Annotated in this window: 15 protein-coding genes and 1 pseudogene; 6 read left to right on the forward strand and 10 right to left on the reverse strand. The window is 53.7% G+C overall.

Annotated features, from left to right (window positions below; translation table 11 throughout):
* Positions 1–13 precede the first annotated feature (13 nt).
* The 4 genes from GPJ68_RS19665 to cysJ all read right to left on the reverse strand — a co-directional run bounded on the left by GPJ68_RS19665 (position 14) and on the right by cysJ (position 7,154).
* Positions 14–2,701 (reverse strand): CRISPR-associated helicase/endonuclease Cas3, encoded by a 2,688-nt coding sequence (locus tag GPJ68_RS19665; RefSeq protein WP_104651260.1) that lies wholly within the window; start codon positions 2,699–2,701, stop codon positions 14–16.
* A 191-nt stretch (positions 2,702–2,892) separates the two neighbouring features.
* On the reverse strand, positions 2,893–3,627 hold the full coding sequence (gene cysH / locus GPJ68_RS19670; protein ID WP_104651259.1) for a phosphoadenosine phosphosulfate reductase: 735 nt from the start codon (positions 3,625–3,627) through the stop codon (positions 2,893–2,895).
* Between the two features lie 15 nt (positions 3,628–3,642).
* Positions 3,643–5,355 carry an assimilatory sulfite reductase (NADPH) hemoprotein subunit gene (cysI, locus tag GPJ68_RS19675; protein ID WP_104651258.1) on the reverse strand — a complete coding sequence of 571 codons (1,713 nt, stop codon included), beginning with the start codon at positions 5,353–5,355 and terminating at the stop codon, positions 3,643–3,645.
* Positions 5,355–7,154: an NADPH-dependent assimilatory sulfite reductase flavoprotein subunit gene (gene cysJ / locus GPJ68_RS19680; protein ID WP_075847516.1), complete on the reverse strand. Its 1,800-nt coding sequence runs from the start codon at positions 7,152–7,154 to the stop codon at positions 5,355–5,357. The genes cysI and cysJ overlap by 1 nt, the downstream gene beginning before the upstream one ends.
* A gap of 305 nt (positions 7,155–7,459) precedes the next feature.
* On the opposite strand from cysJ, the gene queD reads away from it, so the two are divergent.
* The 4 genes from queD (at position 7,460) to GPJ68_RS19700 (ending at position 10,018) form a co-directional block, all read left to right on the forward strand.
* Complete coding sequence (queD, locus tag GPJ68_RS19685; protein WP_016154218.1) at positions 7,460–7,822, forward strand: 6-carboxytetrahydropterin synthase QueD; 363 nt, start codon at positions 7,460–7,462, stop codon at positions 7,820–7,822.
* Positions 7,823–7,903: 81 nt separating this feature from the next.
* Positions 7,904–9,175: an FAD-dependent oxidoreductase gene (locus tag GPJ68_RS19690; protein ID WP_104651257.1), complete on the forward strand. Its 1,272-nt coding sequence runs from the start codon at positions 7,904–7,906 to the stop codon at positions 9,173–9,175.
* A complete protein-coding gene (locus tag GPJ68_RS19695; protein ID WP_016154220.1) occupies positions 9,166–9,426 on the forward strand; it encodes a ferredoxin family protein in 261 nt (86 codons plus the stop codon). The genes GPJ68_RS19690 and GPJ68_RS19695 overlap by 10 nt, the downstream gene beginning before the upstream one ends.
* Positions 9,427–9,442: 16 nt before the next feature.
* Positions 9,443–10,018, forward strand: a complete 576-nt coding sequence (locus tag GPJ68_RS19700; RefSeq protein ID WP_016154221.1) for a glycerol-3-phosphate responsive antiterminator — start codon at positions 9,443–9,445, stop codon at positions 10,016–10,018.
* Between the two features lie 50 nt (positions 10,019–10,068).
* Here the strand turns inward: GPJ68_RS19700 and GPJ68_RS19705 are convergent, their stop codons facing one another.
* The 5 genes and pseudogenes from GPJ68_RS19705 to GPJ68_RS19725 form a co-directional block, all read right to left on the reverse strand.
* The gene (locus GPJ68_RS19705) at positions 10,069–10,923 is read right to left on the reverse strand and encodes an electron transfer flavoprotein subunit alpha/FixB family protein (protein WP_016157339.1); all 855 of its coding nucleotides are present in this window, start codon (positions 10,921–10,923) and stop codon (positions 10,069–10,071) included.
* Entirely contained in the window at positions 10,920–11,702 is a 783-nt protein-coding gene (locus tag GPJ68_RS19710; protein WP_104651256.1) for an electron transfer flavoprotein subunit beta/FixA family protein, read from the reverse strand. The genes GPJ68_RS19705 and GPJ68_RS19710 overlap by 4 nt, the downstream gene beginning before the upstream one ends.
* Positions 11,680–13,038 (reverse strand): annotated as a pseudogene (locus GPJ68_RS19715) (MFS transporter); the annotation flags it as partial. The gene GPJ68_RS19710 and the pseudogene GPJ68_RS19715, both read right to left, overlap by 23 nt.
* 45 nt (positions 13,039–13,083) lie before the next feature.
* Positions 13,084–14,538, reverse strand: a complete 1,455-nt coding sequence (locus tag GPJ68_RS19720) for an FAD-binding oxidoreductase (protein ID WP_172860687.1) — start codon at positions 14,536–14,538, stop codon at positions 13,084–13,086.
* 59 nt (positions 14,539–14,597) lie between these two features.
* A complete protein-coding gene (locus GPJ68_RS19725) occupies positions 14,598–15,383 on the reverse strand; it encodes an SDR family oxidoreductase (RefSeq protein WP_016154226.1) in 786 nt (261 codons plus the stop codon).
* Between the two features lie 318 nt (positions 15,384–15,701).
* Here GPJ68_RS19725 and GPJ68_RS19730 point away from each other — a divergent pair, with 318 nt between their 5' ends.
* Both GPJ68_RS19730 and GPJ68_RS19735 read left to right on the forward strand, forming a co-directional pair.
* Entirely contained in the window at positions 15,702–17,000 is a 1,299-nt protein-coding gene (locus GPJ68_RS19730; protein WP_103284164.1) for a nitrate/nitrite transporter, read from the forward strand.
* 26 nt (positions 17,001–17,026) lie between these two features.
* On the forward strand, positions 17,027–18,505 hold the full coding sequence (locus GPJ68_RS19735; protein WP_104651253.1) for an FGGY-family carbohydrate kinase: 1,479 nt from the start codon (positions 17,027–17,029) through the stop codon (positions 18,503–18,505).
* Positions 18,506–18,557: 52 nt separating this feature from the next.
* On the opposite strand, the gene queE is transcribed toward GPJ68_RS19735, so the two are convergent.
* Entirely contained in the window at positions 18,558–19,229 is a 672-nt protein-coding gene (gene queE, locus GPJ68_RS19740; protein ID WP_016154229.1) for a 7-carboxy-7-deazaguanine synthase QueE, read from the reverse strand.
* Between the last annotated feature and the right edge of the window lie 43 nt (positions 19,230–19,272).

Raw genomic sequence — 19,272 nt, forward strand, 5'->3', positions numbered from 1 at the left:
CTCCTGAAATAAATTACTGCAAATGCTGGCTCGATAACCCCCACGCCTTGCTATAAACTGCCGACGCGTCCCCCTCTGTAAGTAACAGCACCTGTGCATTCGGGTTGTGAATTTCGTGGCGAAAATGTTCGAGTTCTTCCCCCTGCAAACACGGCGCGTTAGCAGCAATTTTCTGCCATAGCGTTTCCCGCAATGAGAGGCGACTTTGTTGCCAGGAAAACGGTTCCAGCCGGGCGTAGGATTGCAGCGATCCTCCCTCTGCCCGCCAGGCAAGAAACACATCGACGGTGGGCTCGCTCAATCGGGTGGAAAGTTCCACGTCGTCACTCCATCCCGCCATGCTTGCGGTACGGTGATAGCCAGTTTCCCAATCCAGAATGTTTTGCTTTGCGGCAGCCTTCACACTGAGATCTTTGCCGTAAACGTTATCCTCCTGAGCTTGCAGGCCAACGGGCGCGGCTATCCATGCTTCGTATACGCTTTCCACCAGTTCGCGCGCATCTTCCGGCATGCGAATCTCCCCTTTGTCGCGCAATATTGCCTGTGTCCGCCACAGGCAAGCGTGGTCTTCGTAGACATAGCCTGTACCTTTGAGATGTTCACCCAGCCAGCCACTTTCCGCTTCCGGTTGCCACTCCGGCGCCAGAATGTGCAACGCTGGAGACAGACGACCATCTGGCATCTGCCCGGTTAGCGCCCCGTGTCGATCGCGAATATGGCGCTGTAAACGTCCTGCGCGCTGAATCAATAAATCGACCGGGGCCAGGTCGCTAATCATGACGTCGATATCCAGATCCAAACTCTGTTCCACAACCTGTGTTGCGATCAGCACTTTGCCGCGCCGCAACGTTGGTGTGCTTGATTTTCCGAACCATTCCAGCGCCCGATTTTCTATTGCCATACGATCGATAAATGCAAAACGACTGTGGAACAACAGCAGGTTTTCTGGTGGAACAAGTCCGCTATCCAGCAACTGGCGATAGACGGTAATCGCGTCATCCACCGTGTTACGGATCCAGCAGATGCATTGCCCGCTTTCAACGGTGCGGAGGATCAGTTCGCGGGCGCTGTCCGGATCGTTGAGCCACTGCACCGCAACGCGACGAGCCACTTCAGGACGCGTGGGAATATAGCGTTCAGATACCCCCTGCGAACTGAGATGCGAAAGCCAGGGATAGCCTGCATTTTGATCGGCAATAACGGGAGCACCGTTAATACCACGCTGGAAAGCATTCAGTAACGTATGGCGTAAAGACGAGGGCAGCGTGGCGCTCAGGATGATGACACTACCGCCCTGAGCCGCATGAAAGGTCAGTAGCCCTTCCAGCAGACGCACCATATAGCTGTCATAAGCATGCACTTCGTCCAAAAGCAGGATCTTGCGATACAGCCCGAGCAAACGTAGAGACTGATGACGAAATGGCATGGCGGCCATTAATGCCTGATCGAGAGTTCCGACCCCCACCTCAGCCAGCAGCGATTTCTTGCGTGAATCAGCAAACCAGATATTACAGGCACTGCTGGCAGCCTGTTCATCCGCTATATAGGCAGATTGTCCGGCATTCCGCGATGACCACAGGGAATGCGTGAAGGCCTCCGACATGTCGCTTGAGCCATGCGCCAGCACCAGCGACGGGCGTTGCTCTGCTACAAATAACGCGCGATAAGCCGTTGCCAGCCGTTGAAACATGGCGTTTGAGGTTGCCATAGTCGGCAGTCCAACGTACAGGCTGTCACCTTTCCCCTGAGCCATTAATCGCTGGGTGAGGATCAGCGCCGCTTCCGTTTTGCCTGCACCGGTCACATCCTCCAGTACAAAAAGTTGTGGGCCTTCGGCTGAAATCGCTATGTCCATAGCGCTTTGCTGAAGCGGCGTTAAGTGCTGAATAAACGGGAACAGATCGGCCGGAATACGGTGGGTATCTACCGAAGAAAGCTGAGGAAGTTGCGCCAGCGCGTGCGTGGCCTGTGCTAAGGCCCTCTGCCAGTACGCGCTATCTGGCATAACGGTACTGACCAGTGGAAAATCATGTTGGTTCGATCCCATCCAGTCCGCAAGCGTTGTCAGTCCAGCCAGAAGCCAGCTTTGTTGACAGAGTTTTTTACGCCAGATTTTGTCGCAAAACCGGTCGGGGAAATCAGTGACATTGAGGAGAGAGGAAAGCGCCGCCATCCATTCTCCGGCAGCCACTTTGTCTTCGGGGGTAAAAGCAACGCTCCCTTTGACATCCTTTAATGGCGGAAGACCATGATGACCGGTGACGACGTTGAGCCAGATATCCAGCGTTCTTTCACTTTCGCGTGTTAACGCAGGTAACGCATTGGGCCATGCTTTTCTCAACCCCTGCCAGAACCAGTATCCCAGCGAGTCGTGTCGTTCAGGATAGCCAATCCCGCTGATACCGGGCACCAAATCCGGGTAAGACGTCTTATTGAGCTGCTGAAAACCCCGCGCGAATTTCCCTATATCGTGGAGCCCCAGTATCCAGGCAAACCAGCGCGCAGCCTCTTCCCGGGAGAAACCTAATTCGGCAAAGATATCTGCCGCATGAAAGCGATTGCGCATCACCATTTGCCAACCGCAGGCCGCCACATCCAGACAATGATAGGGCAGCAAATGGTATGCATCCCCCTGGTCGTGAATATTTTCCTTTTTACTGGTTTTTCCCCAGTAAGCAAAATAAGGTGCGTAATTAGCCATTTATTAATAACAAGTCCGAATCCAAATATATTAAGAGAATTACAGACTAAGAAATAATATCGGTGATCAGAATCACACCTTAACGCGCAAAATAAAGTATTTATGCAAGATAATAATAAATATGAATAAGATGAATTATATAAATAAGCACCAGAAATATTTCCCTCTATTTTCCGGTGCTGATGAGACTATCACCCCTCGTGCAACCCGCACTCGCGCTTCAATCCGAAGAACCGCGTCTCTTCTTCCGCCATACCCGGCTCCCATTTGCGGGTGGTATGGGTATCACCAACTGACAGATAGCCCTGATCCCACAGTGGATGGTATTTCAGGCCGTGCTTTTGCAGGTACTGGTAAACGGTACGGTTGTCCCAGTCGATGATCGGCAGCACTTTAAACACGCGGCGCTGGATAGCCAGCACCGGCAAATGCGCCCGGCTGCCCGACTGTTCGCGGCGCAGACCGGCAAACCAGGTTTGCGCATTGAGTTCTTTAAGCGCGCGGTTCATCGGCTCGACTTTGTTGATCTCATTGTATTTCTCAATGCCTTCAACGCCCTGCTCCCACAGTTTGCCGTAGCGCGCTTCCTGCCAGGCCGCGCTCTCCTTCGCCCGGTAGACTTGCAGATTAAGCTTGAGCTTGTCTGTTAACTCATCAATAAACTGGTAGGTTTCCGGGAACAAATAGCCGGTATCGGTGAGGATCACCGGGATATCCGGGTGAACCTGATTCACCAGGTGCAGGCTTACTGCCGCCTGGATACCAAAGCTTGATGACAGTACATATTCACCAGGCAGGTTTTCCAGCGCCCACGCCACGCGCCCTTCGGCGTCCAGCTTTTCGAGCTGTGCGTTGGTTTCCGCCAGCGCCAGAATGCGGTCGACTTTTGGCAGGTCATTAAGGGCGTTTAGATCGAGTACGGACATAATTACCTCTCGTGGTTACTCCCAGAAATCCCGGGCGGGATCGAGCACCGGGCGAATGATGCCCGCACGCACCGTAAAATCACCGAAGCCTTCACCCGCTTCGCGCTCTTTCGCCCAGCGCCCAACCAGTTCGTCAACGGAGTCGAGAATTTCCGATTCCGTAATATTTTCGCGATACATACGCGGAATGCGCGTGCCCATGCGGTTACCGCCAAGGTGTACGTTGTAGCGCCCCGGCGCTTTACCCACCAGGCCCAGTTCCGCCAGCATCGCGCGGCCGCAGCCGTTCGGGCAGCCTGTAACGCGCATCACGATATGCTCGTCAGGAATGCCGTGTTTTTCGAGAATAGCTTCCACTTTATCAGTGAACGATGGCAGGAAACGTTCGGCCTCCGCCATCGCCAGCGGACAGGTCGGGAACGACACGCAGGCCATCGAGTTTTCACGCTGCGGCTTCACCGCATTCATCAATCCGTGATCGCGAGCCAGCTTCTCGATCTTCGCTTTTTGGCTTTCCGGCACACCAGCAATGATCAGGTTCTGGTTGGCGGTGATGCGGAAATCCCCTTGGTGGATCTTCGCGATCTCCAGCAGGCCGGTTTTCAGCGGACGGCCCGGATAATCCAGGATACGGCCGTTTTCAATAAACAGCGTCAAGTGCCAGTTATTGTCGATCCCTTTTACCCAACCAATACGATCGCCGCGACCGGTGAACTCGTACGGGCGGATCGGCTCAAATTTAATACCCGCGCGACGCTCCACTTCCTTTTTGAACGTGTCGATACCAACGCGTTCAAGCGTGTATTTAGTTTTGGCGTTTTTACGATCGGTACGATTACCCCAGTCGCGCTGCGTTGTCACCACAGCTTCTGCTACCGCCAGGGTGTGCTCCAGCGGCAGATAGCCGAACTCGCTCGCGGTGCGGGCGTAGGTTTTCTTATTGCCGTGCTCAATCGACAAACCACCGCCGACCAGCAGGTTAAAGCCCACCAGCTTGCCGTTTTCGGCAATCGCCACGAAGTTCATATCGTTGGCGTGCAGATCGATGTCGTTCTGCGGCGGGATTACGACCGTGGTTTTAAACTTACGCGGCAGATAGGTTTGACCGAGGATCGGCTCTTCGTCGGTGGTCGCTACCTTCTCCTGATCCAGCCAAATTTCTGCATAGGCGCGAGTACGCGGCAGCAGATGTTCGGAGATCTTCTTCGCCCATTCATAGGCTTGGGCGTGCAGCTCGGACTCGTACGGGTTAGAGGTACACAGAACGTTACGGTTCATGTCGTTGGCGGTCGCCAGCGCGTCCAGCCCGACCGAATGCAGCATCTGGTGTACCGGCTTAACGTTCTTCTTCAGAATGCCGTGAAACTGGAAGGTCTGACGGTTGGTCAGACGAATGCTGCCGTAAATTGTGTTGTCATGGGCGAACGTGTCGATCGCCTGCCACTGTTTGGTGGTGATCACCCCACCCGGCAGACGGCAGCGCAGCAGCATCGCGTGACGCGGCTCCAGCTTTTGCTCGGCTCGTTCGGCGCGGATATCGCGGTCATCCTGCTGGTACATACCGTGAAAACGGATCAGCAGGAAGTTATCGCCTTTGAAGCCGCCGGTCAGGCCGTCGTTTAAATCTTCGGCAATCGTACCGCGCAGATAGTTGCTTTCCAGCTTCATACGCTCAGCGTCGGACAGCTTGCCTTCGACCACCAACGGTCCTGGGTATTTTTCGCTCATTAGTAGACATCTCGCTGATAACGGCGCTCAATGCGCAGCTCACTTAAAAATTCATCCGCCGCTTCGATATCCATAGCACCGAATTCGGCAATCACTTCCAACAAAGCCTGCTCAACGTCTTTCGCCATGCGATTGGCGTCGCCGCAGACATAAATGTGGGCACCGTCGTTTATCCAGCGCCACAGTTCCGCACCTTGTTGGCGCAGTTTATCTTGTACGTAGACTTTTTCTTTTTGATCGCGCGACCAGGCGAGATCGATGCGGCTCAGCACGCCCTCTTTGACGTAACGCTGCCATTCCACCTGGTACAGGAAATCTTCGGTAAAGTGTGGGTTGCCAAAAAACAGCCAGTTTTTGCCTTCGGCTCCGTCAGCCGCACGCTGCTGCATAAATGCACGGAACGGCGCAATCCCCGTGCCCGGTCCAATCATAATCACCGGTGTCTGCGGGTTAGCCGGCAGGCGGAAGTTATCGTTGTGTTCGATGAACACGCGCACTTCGCCCTCTTCTTCCACGCGATCGGCGAGGAAACTGGACGCGCCACCAGCACGGGCCCGACCTTCAATGTCATAACGCACCACGCCCACGGTGACGTGCACTTCGCTTTCCACTTCCGCCTGAGAAGAGGCAATAGAATACAAACGCGGCGTCAGCGGGCGCAGAAGATCAACCAACGTTTGGGCGTCCAGTTGCGCTGGGGAGAAGCGCACCATATCGACGATTGGCGTGGTTGCGGCGTAATGCTGCAATTGCGCTTTGTCGCCCACCAGCGGCAGCAGAGAGTCGCTACGGGTTAAAGTGGCGTAGTTCTCGACGATATTGCCGGTGTTAACCGTCAGCTCGAAATGCCACTGCAGCGCTTCGGTGAGCGACAGGGTTTTGCCGTCAACCGTGACCGGCTCATCTCCTTTCAGCCACAGCAATTCAACCAGCTCTTTGACCAGTGCCGGATCGTTCTGATACCAGACTCCTAAGGCATCGCCCGGCTGGTAGCGCAGACCGGAGTCGCCGAGATCGATTTCAATATGGCGCACATCTTTTTCCGAGTCGCGACCAGTGATTTTCTGATTCACCGCAAGCGACGCCGTCAGTGGCGCTTCTTTGGTGTACGGGCTGGTGTGTACTTCGTTTACCGCACCGCTCGCAGCAACTTGCACAGACGATGCCGCAGGCGCACGCGCTTTCAGGACATCAACCAGACGGGCACGCCATTCGGCTGCTGCGCCCTGGTATTCGACGTCGGCATCCACGCGGTCAAGCAAACGTTCTCCGCCCAGCTCAGCCAGTTTTGCATCGAAGTCTTTTCCTGACTGACAGAAAAACTCGTAAGAAGTGTCACCAAGACCAAACACGGCAAAAGCGGTGTTATCGAGCTTCGGCGCTTTTTTCGAGAACAGGAATTTATGCAACGCTACGGCTTCTTCCGCCGGTTCACCTTCCCCTTGCGTCGACGCCACTACGATCAGCAATTTCTCATTGGCGATTTGTTTGAATTTATAGTCGCCAGCATTGATGAGAGTGACGTTGAGCTTTGCAGCGATCAGATCATCGCGCAGGGCTTCCGCCACACGACGCGCATTACCGGTTTGCGAGGCGGAGATAAGCGTAATGCCAGGCATTTCAGCAGCAGGCGCAGGAGTCGCCGCATTGCTGCCTGGCTGCTGATTCAGCACGCCCCAAAAATAGCCAGAAACCCACGCAAGCTGTGCGGGAGTGAAATCGGTCGTGGCCGCCTGAAGGCGTGCCAGTTGCTCCGGGTTTAGCGGTAGCAGAGCGGAAGGTGGGGCCTGTGTCGTCATGCGTTGTCATGTTCCAGTAAGCAAAGCGGATTTCAGCAATAAAACCCAAACTGAAGATAAGGTTAACGGCGGGGATAGTAACAATTAAAGAAGGGATAGAAATAACAAATAACCAAATGAACTAACCTGTTTTAGTTATAGTTATTAACAGCAAAACAGATTGGATAACCATATGATATATCAATAATTATTAAATATTACCATCATGAATAGGTCGTTCTGATACTCAGCGCCCTTTTAACTAATGATAAAATTCGCTCTTTACGGTACCCTACGGCGGTTTTTCGCATTCTTGAGAGTAAAAAATGTCCACCACCTTGTTTAAAGATTTCACCTTCGAAGCCGCTCACCGCCTGCCGCATGTACCGGAAGGGCATAAGTGTGGCCGCCTGCATGGTCACTCATTTATGGTGCGTCTTGAAATTACCGGTGAAGTCGATCCGCATACCGGTTGGATCATGGATTTTTCTGAGTTAAAAGCCGCGTTTAAGCCAACTTACAACAGACTCGATCACTACTATCTGAACGATATTCCTGGCTTAGAAAACCCAACCAGTGAAGTACTGGCCAAATGGATTTGGGATCAGGTTAAACCGGTTGTCCCTCTGCTGAGTGCCGTAATGGTGAAAGAGACCTGCACAGCAGGCTGCGTGTATCGCGGGGAATGATTGTATCGTCTGTGGCGACGGTCAATTTTACTTAACTAACACTCTGTTAGGGTTATGTGCTCTGGATATCTGGAGCACAACATGTCTGACGATTTCGATATTATTATTATCGGTGCAGGGATAGCGGGCACCGCTTGTGCTTTACGCTGCGTGCGAGCAGGACTGTCAGTTTTGCTTATTGAACGCGGCGAGCTTCCCGGCAGTAAAAACCTTTCAGGCGGGCGTCTGTATACTCACGCGCTCGGTGAACTTCTTCCCCACTTCCAACATTCAGCCCCACTTGAACGCCGAATTACCCAGGAAAATCTCTCGCTGTTAACTCGCGATGGCGCAACGACGTACTCCAGCCTGCAACCGGATGGAGACTCATGGAGCCTGCTGCGCGCCCGCTTCGACCCGTGGTTTGTCGCCCAGGCCGAGGCCGAAGGCGTACAGTTTATCAGCGGTGTGACGGTCGAGGCGCTCCATATCGAAGAGGGCAGAGCCTGCGGCGTCATTGCCGATAACGAGACGCTGCGCGCCCGTTATGTGGTACTGGCGGAAGGGGCAAACAGCGTGCTGGCCGAGCGCTACGGATTCCTGCCGCGTCCCTCGACAACCGCAATGGCATTAGGCATTAAAGAGACTTTGGCGCTGGATAAATCGTTACTTGAGGAACGTTTCCGCTTATCCAATGACGAAGGCGCGGCAATGCTGTTCAGTGGCAATATTTGTGGCGAACTTCCCGGCGGCGCGTTTCTCTATACCAATCAGGAGACGCTCTCTCTGGGCGTGGTTTGTCCGCTCTCCTCTTTGGCACAGAGCGATGTCCCGGCGGCTGAACTGCTGGAGCGGCTCAAGACGCATCCGGCATTACATCCGCTGCTCAGAGGCAGCGAAACGCTGGAATATGGCGCACATCTGGTACCAGAAGGCGGCCTGCACAGCCTGCCCGTACAGTACGCCGGAGACGGCTGGCTGCTGGTGGGCGATGCGCTACGCAGCTGTGTGAATACCGGTTTCTCCGTTCGCGGCATGGATATGGCGCTCATTGGTGCTCAGGCGGCGGCGCAAACATTGATTAACGCCTGTCAGAAACGCGAGCCGCAAAATTTGTTTCCGGCTTATCACCACGACATCCAGCACAGCCTGCTGTGGGACGTTCTACAACGTTACCGGGATGTTCCGGAGTTGCTCCAGCGCCCCGGATGGTATCGCCAATGGCCCATGCTGATGGAGGCTATTTCCCGTGAAATCTGGCATCAGGGCGTCCGCCCGGTAGCCCCGCTGCGCCAGATTGTCTGGCGTCAGTTTCGTCGTCACGGCCTGCGTCATCTGGCAGGCGATATCATCAGGAGCTTACGATGTCTGTAGCCCGTAACGTCTGGCGTCCCGCCGACATTTCACATATTGTTCCTGCGACCGTTGTTGACAGCGAAACGGCACAACGGCTGATCGCATCCTGCCCCGCCGGACTGTTTTCTCTTACGGCGGAAGGTGAGCTACGGGTCAACTTTCGCGGCTGCCTGGAGTGCGGCACCTGTCGACTGCTGTGTGATGAAAAAACGCTGCAACAGTGGCGCTACCCCGCGTCCGGCTTTGGCATCACTTACCGATTTGGATAATTTAATAGGATAATTTATGCCCCTGTTACACCTGCTCCGCCAGAATCCGGTCATTGCCGCGGTGAAAGACAACGCCAGTCTGCAATTAGCCATCGATTCCGAATGCCAGTTCATCTCTGTTTTGTACGGCAATATCTGCACCATCAGCCATATCGTGAAGAAGATTAAAACTGCCGGTAAATACGCATTTATCCACGTTGATCTGCTGGAGGGCGCGTCTAATAAAGAGGTGGTGATCCAGTTTCTGAAGCTGGTCACCGAGGCCGACGGCATCATCAGTACCAAAGCGTCGATGCTGAAAGCCGCGCGGGCGGAGGGCTTTTTCTGTATTCATCGCCTGTTTATCGTCGACTCTATCTCTTTTCACAACATTGATAAGCAGGTCGCACAGTCGAACCCGGACTGTATTGAAATCCTGCCGGGATGCATGCCAAAAGTGCTGGGATGGGTGACGGAAAAAATACGCCAGCCGTTGATTGCCGGTGGTCTGGTTTGCGATGAAGAGGACGCTCGCAATGCGATGAAAGCTGGTGTAGCAGCACTTTCAACTACCAACACCGACGTCTGGACGTTAGCGAAAAAGCTGCATTAACCCGAGGTGCCGGATAGCGGTGTAAACACCTGATCCGGCCTGCCCCTGAATTAATTTTCTGCGATGGCTGCCAACGCCTCCAGCACCGGCAGCCAGTCATCCACAATGCCGACATCCGCCTGTGAAAAGACCGGCGCTCTGGCGTCACTGTTTATCGCCACGACGAACCGGCTCTGACGAACCCCGGCCATTAGCGCCGCCGCGCCGGATGCCCCCGCGACAATGCAGACATCCGGCGCAAGCAGATGACCTGAGATCCCAATCACGCGCTCAGCATCAAAGCCGCCATTCATCACCCGTGCACGGCTGTATCCCACTTCGGCACCAAACTCCTTACCAAGAGCGGTAATTTTTTCGGCATCGGCGTCACTTCTTCCCTGCCCTACCACCAGCACACGCCCGGCCTGCAACAAAGGATGAGCTGTAACACGGTCGATGCTTTCTACGCTATCCAGCCAGCCCGGAGGTGTGGTGGAGGCAATCCGGCGCTCCACCATCGCTGGCAGCGCGTTGCCCGACGCGCTCGTTTCCGGTTGTCGCGCCAGTGAAAGGCACAAGGGACGCGCGGTGATTTGTAGCCGGGCCGTCAGCGCATTCCCCCAGTGGGATTTCGTCACCAGCCCCTGTTGCGCATCCAGCGTCTGCACCTGGCAAACGCTGCCGCCGTGCAGACGCCAGGCCAGCCGCGTCGCAAGCTCATCCCCCAGCGCACCCGCCGGAAAAATCAGGATGTCGGCTGGCGTCAGCAACCACTGCGTCGCCAGCGCGTCCAGCACCTGCTCCGCCACGTCCGGCATCGGGTCTAGAGTCCAGCGTTCCAGTTCTGCTGCATTAAGCGCGTTTTCTGCAATCCAGCCTGCCAGTGCAGCGCATTCACCCGATTCCGTAATCACAACGATCTTCATGGCTGCATCCTCTGGCGCAAATAATCATTCCACAATATCCGCGCTTTTTCCTGCGCCGTCGCGCCGTCGATAAGCGTGGCGCTGCGCCGCTGCGCCGGTCGCGCCAGCTTCTGACATTGCACGTTCGGAGTTTCATCACTGGACGCTGGCTGACGTAAAATTGCCGCTTTTGCCGCCGCCAGACGCTGACGCATTCCGGGGACGGGAAGCGCAACTTCACCACATTGCCTGACGGCAATCACTGCCGGAAGCCGCACCCGGCAGCGGCGTAACCCGGTTGTCGTTCGCTGTTCGACAACAACAAAAGGCGGCGTCAGCGTAAAACGCTCCACCTGGGTAAAGCAGGGCCAGGCCAACATTTCAGCCATCAAAAATGGCGTTTGCCCGTTCTGCCCTTCGCTACTCTGACAGCCAGTGATAATCAAATCCGCGCCGTGATGACGCTGCCAGTCAGTTATTTGCCGGGCAATGAATTCCGGCGCAAAGCGCAGATCCGCCGTCGTTTCCAGCAACACCGGCTTATCAAAACCCAGCGCGGCAAAATAGCGCAACCAATGAATCGCACGTTCATCGCTAATGCTTAGTGCGGTTAACGTCATATCACAACCTTCACGACGTTGCGCCAGCAGTAATGCTGCAGCCGCCTGCTCATCGGCACCAGGAGAACAGCGCAGCAGCGCGGTGTCCGGGCCCCGGGTATCTTCCGTCGCCGCCAGCCAGTCTTTTTCCGCCAACATGCTGGAGTCTGGTTCGGCCTTAAACGCGAACAGAATGTTCATTTGCTCCTCCCTGTCTTTTCTCCACGCTTCCGGCCGCCACCAACGGCAATGCCTTCGTTTCCGGTGCCCATAGCCAGGTCACCACAAATCCAATGAGGAGCACGCCAGCCAGCAGCAGCAGCGTGACCTGCATCCCCCATTGCGCCAGCGTCCAGGGCAGCAGGCCGGTGCTGATTGCCGCGCCAAGTCTGCTCATCGACGTCGCAAAACCCACGCCCAGCGAGCGGATATCCGTCGGGAAGCTTTCAGCAGGAAGGATCCCTACCAGATTACTGACCGCAGAAATTGTGGTGCTGAACAGGACAAAAAGCAGCAGCGTCAACGAGCTACCAGATGGCAGACAAGCCATCACCACCAGCGTGGCAGCCAACAGAAAAAAACTCCCAAGCAGAAACCGGCGGTGCGCCAGCAGATGTGTTAATACCAGCCCCAGCAGTGCGCCAACGATTAACAACGCATTCAGCAGCAGGCTGGCGGTGAGCGCATCCTCCAGGCCGAGGGTCCCGGCAATGGTAGGCAGCCAGGTGTAGATAACAAACCACGGGATCACCAGACAAACAAAAAAGACGCTGTTAAACGCGGTTCGCCGCCAGTAGAGAGGGGAAAAGAGCGTTTTGATATGTTTCCCGGACGCCGCAGAAACCTCGTCGCCGAGCAATACGTGCGGCCCAAGATAGCGGTGAACAATGGCATGGGCTTCCGCGAAACGCCCCTGGCGCAGCAGCCAGCGAGGCGATTCCGGCGTCCCCCAGCGAAGCAGGGTAATCAATAGTGCAGGCAGCGCCGCCGACGCCAGCAGCCAGCGCCAGGCATCCGGGCTTTCGGTAATAAAGTGGTGTCCCGCCAGGCTTGCCAGCACATAGCCGATGGTCCATACCACGCTGAACGCCCCCAGTAACACTCCCCGATGTCGTCGTGGAGAAAATTCGGCCAACAGAGTGTGCCCTACGGAATAATCGCCTCCCAGCCCAATCCCAATCAGAATACGTAAACCAATAAGCTGTTCCGGCGAGGTGGCGAAAAGCTGTAAAAAAGAGGCGATAGTGATCAGCACAAAGCTGAAAGTGAAGATCTTCTGTCGACCAATGTGGTCTGAAATCCAGCCCAACACCAGACTACCGAGAAACAACCCGAGCAGCGCCGAGCCGCCAATCATCCCGGCCATAAACGGTGTGAGCTGCATGGCAGGTGTTAACTGAATAATGGCATAGCCGACAACGCCAAGAACATAGCCGTCGGTAAGGTGAGCACCAAAGGTCAAGGCGGCAATACGACAGTGAAAACCGTTAAGCGGTAAATCGTCCATTCGCACCGGTGAAGTGTTCATTTCTACCCCTGTCCGGTAAAATTGTGGCTTCCCGATCAGGAAGCCAGCTGATGTTTATTTCTCAATCGGGTAGATCGTTCCCGTGTTCATAATGCCGTTTGGATCAAACTGACGTTTCAGACCTTCCAGCAGCGGCCACGCGCTGCCATGTTCCAGCTTGCTCCAGTGAACACGATGCTTGCCGATGCCGTGGTGATGCACCATTGAGCCGCCAAGACGGATCGTCTCTTCGCAAATAATCTTGTTAAGCGGGTTGTGGTACTTATCAATCTCCTCTTCCGGCTTGCAGTCCACCACGTTGTAGTCATACACAAAGTACATGTTGGTACCGTTGATATAACTATGGGAAGAGTGACCGCCCAGCATGGTGATGTCATCCGCGTGTGGGAATTCAGTGCGGATACGATGGATCACGTTTTCGTAAATTTGATGGATGCAGCTCCAACTGCCGGAAACTTCCGTCGTAAAGCCCATATTGCCGGTTTTCAGGATCTGTACGCGTTCGGCAGCCACTTTTTCCGGGCCCCAGTTCAGATGGTTAAACCAGTTCTCAATCAGCTTGCTGTCCACACGCTTACACTGTGGATAACGCGCGACGATCTCCGCAATGCCCTCGCCAGTGGCTTGCGCCATTCGCGGATTGCCCTCAGCCATGAAGATCAACACGCATTTCCCGTCAGCAAAATGAGTGAAGTGCTGGGTGCCATCCTCGGCGTCATATAGGCGTGCAATCGAAGGACGGTAGCCTTCCACCATCACTTCACGCAGGATATCGAAACCGATTTTCATATCGTCCAGAATGTAGCCGTAAAAAAGGTTATTTTCCGGCGTGAACTTGAAGATTTTCACCGTCACTTCAGTGATATAGCACAGCGCGCCTTCGTTCCCAATGATGATGTGGCGAATGTCCGGCCCGGCAGCCCGGCGTGGCACGTTCTTGATGCGGGTTACCTTGCCGTCCGGCAGCACCGCCTCCAGCCCCACGACCATATCTTCAATGGCACCGTAAAGAGTGGAGAACTGCCCGATGCTGCGGGTTGCAACCAGGCCGCCCATCTGCGCCAGCGGCTTAGACTGCGGCGAGTGCCCAGTTGTATACCCTTTTTCGCGCAATGCATTTTCCAGAATCTCAAGCGGCACGCCGCATTGAGCGGTCGCCTGCATATTTTCAATATCAATGCTTAGGATCTGGTTCATCCCTGTCCCGTCAAGGACCACAGAGTCTTTGACGACGGTTTCCAGACCCCCTTCCGTCGCGGATGCGCCGGTACGCGGAACCCCATTGATTTTATGTTGGTCCATAAACGCCAGAACGCGGGAAACCTGCTCTGTCGAACCGAGTTTTACCACTGCCGCCGGAATGGGCAGCGTGTAAACGCCGTGAATGTCGGCATATTTACGAAAGCGGTCAATACTGTTTTTCTTTAATACCGTTTCATCGGTAATTACGCGTTCGGACCCAACAATTTCTTTTAACTGGTCAACAATCGCTTCGCGAGATAAAGGCATAGCTATTCCTTCCTGATAATTAGCAGAACAATTAATAATACAGAAACTATAGGTAGATATTAGCGAACTAAATAACCGCCATCGACGACCAGTAAATGACCGTTAACATAATTAGAAGCCTGACTGGCAAGGAATATCGCAGCCCCCATTAAATCCTGGGTATCGCCCCAACGATTAGCCGGGATATGATCCAATACGCGCTGATTCGTTTCCGGATTGCTGCGCGTAGCCAGCGTAATATCCGTTGCATAATATCCCGGTGCGATACCGTTAACCTGAATATTATATTGCCCCAATTCATCGCAATACGCCTTGGTAAAACCAGCAAGCGCATGTTTTGTCGCTGAATAAGCCGGAGACCACTGTCCGCCAAGATAAGAGAACAAAGAACAGATATTTATAATTTTACCGCTGTTTTGCGGAATCATAATTTTTGCCGCTTCGTAGCTCAGTTCAAACGCTGCCGTCAGGTTGACGTCAATCATCGGATCCCAGTCCGCACGACCAAAGTCCAGTACCTTATTCAGCTTACAAATTCCGGCGTTGTTCACCAGAATATCAACGGTGCCAAAACGCTCGCAGCAGGCGGCAATAATCTTCTGCGGGGCACCTTTCTCGGTGATATCCACCTGCATGAATTCAACTTCAACACCCTGTTTCTCAATGATTTCTTTCGTTTCACCGTTATCTTTTACAAAACTTGGGATAAACAGATTCGCCCCGGCTTTCGCCAGCGCCATCGCAAAAGCCTGACCCAGACCGCTGTTGCCACCCGTTACGATCGCCGTTTTCCCTTTCAGGGAGAAAAAATTCATTGAGAATGCATTGAGAGATTCGATTGACATAGCTGGCTCCAAATTCCTTTAGGCAAAAAAAAAGAAAGGCAACTTCCCCCGCTAGAGGGAAGTCACCTTTCTCATTATCTCTGGTAACTGGAATGAATTTTTAGCATAACGAGAAATTATCTAACGTGATCAAAATCACAGATGTTTTGTTCATTTTGTATTGATGACTAAAAACAAGAAGCGTGATTATTCTCACACTATAACCCACACTTCCATGTTATTTCTAAGCGCAATTACTAGAGACCTGAGAAAAGTAATCCACCTGAAAGGGCGGTTTACTTTTCTCTTTTTTTTGTCTGCATAAAATGAGAGCCCGATATGCAACAATCCTCATATCGCCGTTGGATAACACTCGCCATTATTAGTTTCAGTGGTGGCGTTAGTTTTGATTTAGCCTATTTACGTTATATCTATCAAATTCCCATGGCAAAATTCATGGGGTTTAGCAATACCGAAATTGGATTAATAATGAGTACCTTTGGCGTTGCCGCTATTATTCTGTATGCGCCCAGCGGCGTTATTGCCGATAAATTCTCCCATCGCAAAATGATCACCTCAGCCATGATAATTACCGGCTTGCTCGGTCTGCTGATGATGACCTATCCACCGCTGTGGGTCATGCTCTGTATTCAGGTCGCATTTGCCATCACGACAATCCTGATGCTGTGGTCGGTATCAATTAAAGCCGCCTCGCTGCTGGGGGATCACAGTGAACAAGGGAAAATCATGGGCTGGATGGAAGGCCTGCGCGGCGTCGGCGTCATGTCGCTGGCGGTATTTACCATGTGGGTCTTTTCTCGCTTCGCACCGGACGACAGCAACAGCCTGAAGGCCGTGATCCTGATTTATAGCGTGGTTTACATCCTGTTGGGAATTTTGTGCTGGTTCTTCGTGAACGATGGCAACAGCCGCAGCCACGGTGCGAAAGAGGATAAGCAGGCGTTTCAGCTCAAAGATATCATCGCCGTGCTGCGTATCAGCACCACCTGGTATTGCAGCATGGTTATTTTTGGCGTCTTTACGATCTACGCCATTCTCAGCTACTCCACCAACTATCTGACTGAAATGTACGGCATGTCGCTGGTCGCGGCGAGCTACATGGGGATCGTCATCAACAAGATCTTCCGGGCTATCTGTGGGCCACTGGGCGGCATCATCACCACCTACAGCAAAATTAAGTCGCCAACGCGCGTGGTGCAACTGCTTTCAATTGTCGGCGCCGCTGCGCTGATTGCCCTGCTGGTGACGAACTCAAATCCGCAGTCCGTGGTTATGGGGATCGGCCTGATTCTGCTGCTGGGCTTCACCTGCTACGCCTCGCGCGGGCTTTACTGGGCCTGTCCCGGCGAGGCCAGAACCCCTTCTTACATCATGGGAACCACCGTAGGGATCTGCTCGGTGATCGGTTTTCTGCCCGACGTGTTCGTCTATCCGATTGTCGGCCACTGGCAAGATACGCTCCCGGCGGCACAAGCCTATCGCAATATGTGGCTGATGGGGCTGGCAGCGCTGTGCATGGTCATCCTCTTCACGTTCTTATTGTTTCGCAAAATTCGCACCAACAACGCCGCACCGGAAAAGATAACCTCACTGGCCGCAGAAACCTCCGGCGAGTGAAGATGGAAAATTAAAGGAGAATGACAATGTCAAAGAAATACATCATTGGAATTGATGGCGGAAGTCAGAGTACCAAGGTAGTGATGTACGATCTGGAAGGTAACGTGGTGTGTGAAGGAAAAGGTCTCCTGCAACCGATGTTTACTCCCGACGCCGATACGGCAGAGCATCCGGACGACGATTTATGGGCTTCATTGTGTTTTGCTGGCAAAGACTTAATGAGCCAGTTCGCGGGAGATCCAAAAGACATTGTCGGAATTGGTCTGGGCTCCATTCGCTGCTGTCGCGCATTGCTCAAAGCTGACGGCACGCCCGCTGCGCCATTGATCAGCTGGCAGGACGCACGCGTCACCCGCCCCTATGAGCACGCCAATCCTGATGTGGCTTACGTCACCTCATTTTCAGGTTATTTGTCACATCGCTTAACCGGTGAATTTAAAGACAATATCGCCAACTACTTTGGTCAGTGGCCGGTGGATTACAAAACCTGGACATGGAGCGACGACCCGGAGGTGGTGAAGAAATTCAATATCCCGCGCAGGATGCTGTTCGAGGTGCAGATGCCGGGAACCGTGCTCGGGCACCTGACGGATGCAGCGGCGAAAGCGACCAGCTTCCCGGCAGGATTACCGGTGGTTTGCACCACCAGCGACAAACCGGTAGAGGCCCTGGGCGCAGGATTGCTGGACGACGAAACCGCGGTTATCTCATTAGGCACCTATATCGCCCTGATGATGAACGGCAAAGCGCTGCCCAAAGATCCAATCGCTTATTGGCCAATTATGTCTTCGATTCCGCAAACGCTGCTCTACGAAGGCTATGGTATTCGCAAAGGGATGTGGACGGTCAGTTGGCTGCGGGATATGTTGGGGGAATCACTAATCCAGGAGGCGAAAGCACAGGATCTGTCGCCGGAAGATTTGCTGAATAAGAAAGCGGCCAGCGTACCACCCGGTTGCAATGGCCTGATGACCGTCCTGGACTGGCTGACCAATCCCTGGGAACCGTTCAAACGTGGGATCATGATTGGCTTTGACTCCAGCATGGACTACGCCTGGATTTACCGCTCTATTCTGGAAAGCGTTGCGCTGACGCTGAAAAACAATTACGACAATATGTGTAATGAAATGAATCACTTCGCTAAACAAGTGATCATTACGGGCGGTGGTTCAAACAGCGATCTATTCATGCAAATTTTTGCCGACGTGTTCAATCTTCCAGCAAGACGGAATGCCATTAACGGTTGCGCCAGCCTGGGCGCGGCAATTAACACGGCGGTAGGGCTTGGTCTCTATCCGAACTATGAGACCGCGATAGAAAAAATGGTGCGGGTGAAAGATGTATTCACACCAATAGAAAGCAACGCCAGACGCTATGACGCGCTGAACAAAGGGATTTTCCGCGATTTAACCCAGCACACCGATGTGATCCTGAAAAAGTCGTATGAAGTACTGCATGGCGGCCAGGATAACGTTAATTCGATTCAGAGCTGGTCGAACGCATAAGGTTGTCCGGCCTGCATGTAGCACTCAATGCAGGCCGATAAACCCATTATCATCAGGCAATATTCAGATATTTATGGGTCTGCATCGACAGACGCCAGTTACGCGCAATACAGGTATCAATACACAAACGCGTGGCATCTTCTTTCTGGCTGATTGGCTGTAAGGCTATGATACGCGGTTTGTCGTCGCTCAACGTAGCCAGCAGTTCATCCAGCGCTTCAATATCGCGAACGCGACCAACCGGATGTTTGATTTCATTCGCACGCTCCAGCGCCTGCGACAGCACATCATAACCGCCGCGCATATTCACCTTCGGCGATACGGTCACCCAGGTATTCGGCGTACAGCGCACTTCGTGGGTACCGCTGGTTTCAATCTGGCAGCTAAAGCCGTTCTTTTCCAGCAGGTCTGTCAGCGGCATCAGGTCATGAATGCAGGGCTCGCCACCGGTTATCACCACGTGACGGGCGGTATAGCCCTGACGCACAATGACCGCCAGCAGATCCTCGCTGCTCGCCGCGCCCCATTTATCGCTCTCTTTGGTCTTAGCCAGGATGCTGTACAGGGAAACTTCCCGATCCTCAAGCTTATCCCAGGTGTGTTTGGTATCGCACCAGGCACAGCCAACCGGGCATCCCTGTAAACGAATAAAAATGGCGGGGACGCCGGTAAAGTAACCCTCACCTTGCAGGGTCTGGAACATCTCGTTAATCGGGTACTGCATAGCGCTCTCAATATGGGGATAAACGATAATTATCGCAGATCCC

It is taken from the genome of Citrobacter sp. 172116965 (assembly GCF_013458095.1).
Taxonomy (GTDB): domain Bacteria; phylum Pseudomonadota; class Gammaproteobacteria; order Enterobacterales; family Enterobacteriaceae; genus Citrobacter; species Citrobacter braakii.

Coding starts and splice junctions, on each gene's coding strand:
- GPJ68_RS19665 (WP_104651260.1), bottom strand. CDS start 2,701: ATGGCTAATTACGCACCTTATTTTGCTTACTGGGGAAAAACCAGTAAA.
- cysH (WP_104651259.1), bottom strand. CDS start 3,627: ATGTCCGTACTCGATCTAAACGCCCTTAATGACCTGCCAAAAGTCGAC.
- cysI (WP_104651258.1), bottom strand. CDS start 5,355: ATGAGCGAAAAATACCCAGGACCGTTGGTGGTCGAAGGCAAGCTGTCC.
- cysJ (WP_075847516.1), bottom strand. CDS start 7,154: ATGACGACACAGGCCCCACCTTCCGCTCTGCTACCGCTAAACCCGGAG.
- queD (WP_016154218.1), top strand. CDS start 7,460: ATGTCCACCACCTTGTTTAAAGATTTCACCTTCGAAGCCGCTCACCGC.
- GPJ68_RS19690 (WP_104651257.1), top strand. CDS start 7,904: ATGTCTGACGATTTCGATATTATTATTATCGGTGCAGGGATAGCGGGC.
- GPJ68_RS19695 (WP_016154220.1), top strand. CDS start 9,166: ATGTCTGTAGCCCGTAACGTCTGGCGTCCCGCCGACATTTCACATATT.
- GPJ68_RS19700 (WP_016154221.1), top strand. CDS start 9,443: ATGCCCCTGTTACACCTGCTCCGCCAGAATCCGGTCATTGCCGCGGTG.
- GPJ68_RS19705 (WP_016157339.1), bottom strand. CDS start 10,923: ATGAAGATCGTTGTGATTACGGAATCGGGTGAATGCGCTGCACTGGCA.
- GPJ68_RS19710 (WP_104651256.1), bottom strand. CDS start 11,702: ATGAACATTCTGTTCGCGTTTAAGGCCGAACCAGACTCCAGCATGTTG.
- GPJ68_RS19720 (WP_172860687.1), bottom strand. CDS start 14,538: ATGCCTTTATCTCGCGAAGCGATTGTTGACCAGTTAAAAGAAATTGTT.
- GPJ68_RS19725 (WP_016154226.1), bottom strand. CDS start 15,383: ATGTCAATCGAATCTCTCAATGCATTCTCAATGAATTTTTTCTCCCTG.
- GPJ68_RS19730 (WP_103284164.1), top strand. CDS start 15,702: ATGCAACAATCCTCATATCGCCGTTGGATAACACTCGCCATTATTAGT.
- GPJ68_RS19735 (WP_104651253.1), top strand. CDS start 17,027: ATGTCAAAGAAATACATCATTGGAATTGATGGCGGAAGTCAGAGTACC.
- queE (WP_016154229.1), bottom strand. CDS start 19,229: ATGCAGTACCCGATTAACGAGATGTTCCAGACCCTGCAAGGTGAGGGT.